The 2,456-nt window shown below is 74.4% G+C and carries 1 protein-coding gene and 1 pseudogene; both read right to left on the bottom strand.

The annotated features are described in order from the left end of the window. Positions 1 to 594: pseudogene (locus AC0CYZ_RS21730) on the bottom strand (CoA transferase); the annotation flags it as partial. Further along, on the bottom strand, positions 591 to 2,363 hold the full coding sequence (locus AC0CYZ_RS21725; RefSeq protein ID WP_472219153.1) for an acyclic terpene utilization AtuA family protein: 1,773 nt from the start codon (positions 2,361 to 2,363) through the stop codon (positions 591 to 593). The gene AC0CYZ_RS21725 and the pseudogene AC0CYZ_RS21730, both read right to left, overlap by 4 nt. Positions 2,364 to 2,456: the final 93 nt, after the last annotated feature.

Raw genomic sequence — 2,456 nt, 5'->3', positions numbered from 1 at the left:
GAGGAACTCCGGCAGCGTGCGCAGCATCGGCATGACGACGCCGGCCTCGGCCGCGGCCGACTCCAGCTCCGGCGCGGTCCACTCCCCGATGGCCGCCGTCACCCGGTCCTTCGTCAGCGGCACCCCGAGCAGCTCCTGGGCCCGCAGGCGCAGCCCGGCGTACATGTTCTGCGGCATCACCCAGCGCCCGTCGGCGCAGCGGAAGAACGAGAACGCCATCGCGTTGCCGGACTCGAGCGACGACGCGACCGGGTAGCGGCCCATCCGTTCCCAGCGCCGGTCGTAGAACGGGCAGAGTCGGTGCGGGGCGCGGCGCAGGTCGACGTGCACGTCCTGGCCCGGGCCGCCCCGCCACCGGTGCACCGCGGCGGCCGCGACCGACTTCGTCAGCAGCCCGATCGTCGCCGCCCCGCCGATCCGCATCGGCGACGGCACGACCGGATCCGCACCGGTCGTCGTGACCGTCCCCCCGGCGTCGTCGACGGACAGCCCGACCCCACCGAGCACCGTCTCCAGCTCGCCGGCGAGGTCGAACGGCTCCTCGCCGGCCACCGGGTTCGCCCACGCCTTCTCGAGCCGGTCGGTGAGGCTCATCCGTGGCTTCCCTCCTGGCTGACCTCCGCGAGCAACGTCGTCGGGACGTCGACGTGGCGGGCCCGCAGGAACTCCGCCACCGCCTTGCCGGCGATGTCGGGGCGCCCGTTCGACGACGCGCCCTTGCCGAGGATGCCGTGGATCACCAGGTGCACCGCGCGCAGGCCGGGGAACTCGTGCCGTTCGACCGCGACCCCCGGGTACACCTCGGCGACCCACTCCACCGACACCGCCGCCCGCAGCCACGCCCAGGCCTCGTCGGAAGCGCCGATCGGCCAGAACCCGACGTTGGAGTTCCCGCCCTTGTCCCCGCACCGCGCGTGCGCGACGAACCCGAGTGGCGCCCGCGTCGTGTCCCCGGAGGCGTCGACGCCCGGTGCGGGCACGGACGGTGGCTGCCCGCGGAACTCGGCACGCACCGGGGTGTCCTTCACCGGCAGCCGCGCACCGTCGGCGAGCACCACCTCGTGGGCCAGCGCGTCGGTCGGCAGGAGCGTCGGCCAGTACTCGACGACCGGGTTCGCGACCCGCAGCGGGTTCACGTAGAGCCCCGGGTAGCCGGGCAGGAAGAGCCCGGTCAGCGGGGCGATGAAGCGCTCGGCGCCGACCTGCGCCCGGTCGCGGGCCTGCGCGGTGACGAGGATCTGCTGCGCCGCGGCCCACTGGTCGGGCGGGTCCTCGACGGGGGCGCCGATGCGGTCGACGCGCAGCAGGCTCAGGTCGAGCGCCCCGGTGATCCGCTCGACGTGGGTGCGGAGCAGGTCGACCTTGGCCTCGAGGTCGAGCCCGGTCGCGTAGAACGACAGGCTCGACTCGAACCCGCCGGGCGCGGTGATCGCGAGCTTCGTCGTCGGGCTCGGGGGCGAGCCGCGCACCCCGGTGAGCGACACCCGGTCGGGCGCCTCATGGGTGACCGTGACCGCGGAGAGGTCGACGGTGACGTCCGGGTTGAGGTAGGTCGGGCCCTGGATCTCGTAGAGCAGCTGCGCGGTGACGGTGTCGGTGGTGACCATCCCGCCCGCGGTCTCGTGCTTGGTGATCACCGCGGTGCCGTCGGCGGCGATCTCGGCGATCGGGTAGCCCAGGTCGTCGACCCGCGGCACCGTCGTGAAGCCCGAGAAGTTGCCGCCGGTGGCCTGCGGGCCGCACTCGATGACGTGGGCGGCGGCGACGGCCCCGGCCAGGCGGTCCCACGCCTCCTGCGAGGTGTCCTCGACCGACCAGCCGTGCCACCAGGCGGCGACGCCCGTCGTCAGGGACGCGTCGGTGACCCGGCCGGTGACGACGACGTGGGCGCCGGCGGCCAGCGCCGCGGTGATCCCCCAGCCGCCGAGGTAGGCGTTGGCGGTGCCGGGCTGGTGGCCCCAGTCGGCGAGCGGGCGGCCGTCGTCGAGGTGCTCGAGCGGCCCGAACTCGCCCAGCCGGCCGAGGACGTCGTCGCCCTCGACGTGCGCGACGACGAGGTCGTGCCCGGCCTCGGCGATCACCCGGCGGCACCGCGCCGCGAGCCCGGCCGGGTTGAGCCCGCCGGCGTCGACGACGAGCCGCGCACCGCGCTCGACCAGCAGGTCCACGGCGTCGGTGAACTGGGCGAGGAAGCTCTGCGCGTAGCCGAGCTCCGGGTCGCGCTGCTTGTCCAGGGCGAGCTGGCGCAGGGTGGGTTCGGCCAGGTAGTCGCCGGTGACGACGTCGACCGGACCCGCGAGCGCGTCCCGCAGTCCGGAGAACCGGTCCCACAGCCACCCGGCACAGTTGGCGACGCGAACCACCGTCCCAGCTTCGCATGTGAACGATCTCGGTCGCCATGGCGACCACAACCGTTCACATGGGTCAGCCCCAGCGCCACTCCGGCGCGTCCACCA

It is taken from the genome of Actinomycetospora sp., assembly GCF_055612215.1.
This window is presented reverse-complemented; position numbering and strand designations above follow the sequence as displayed.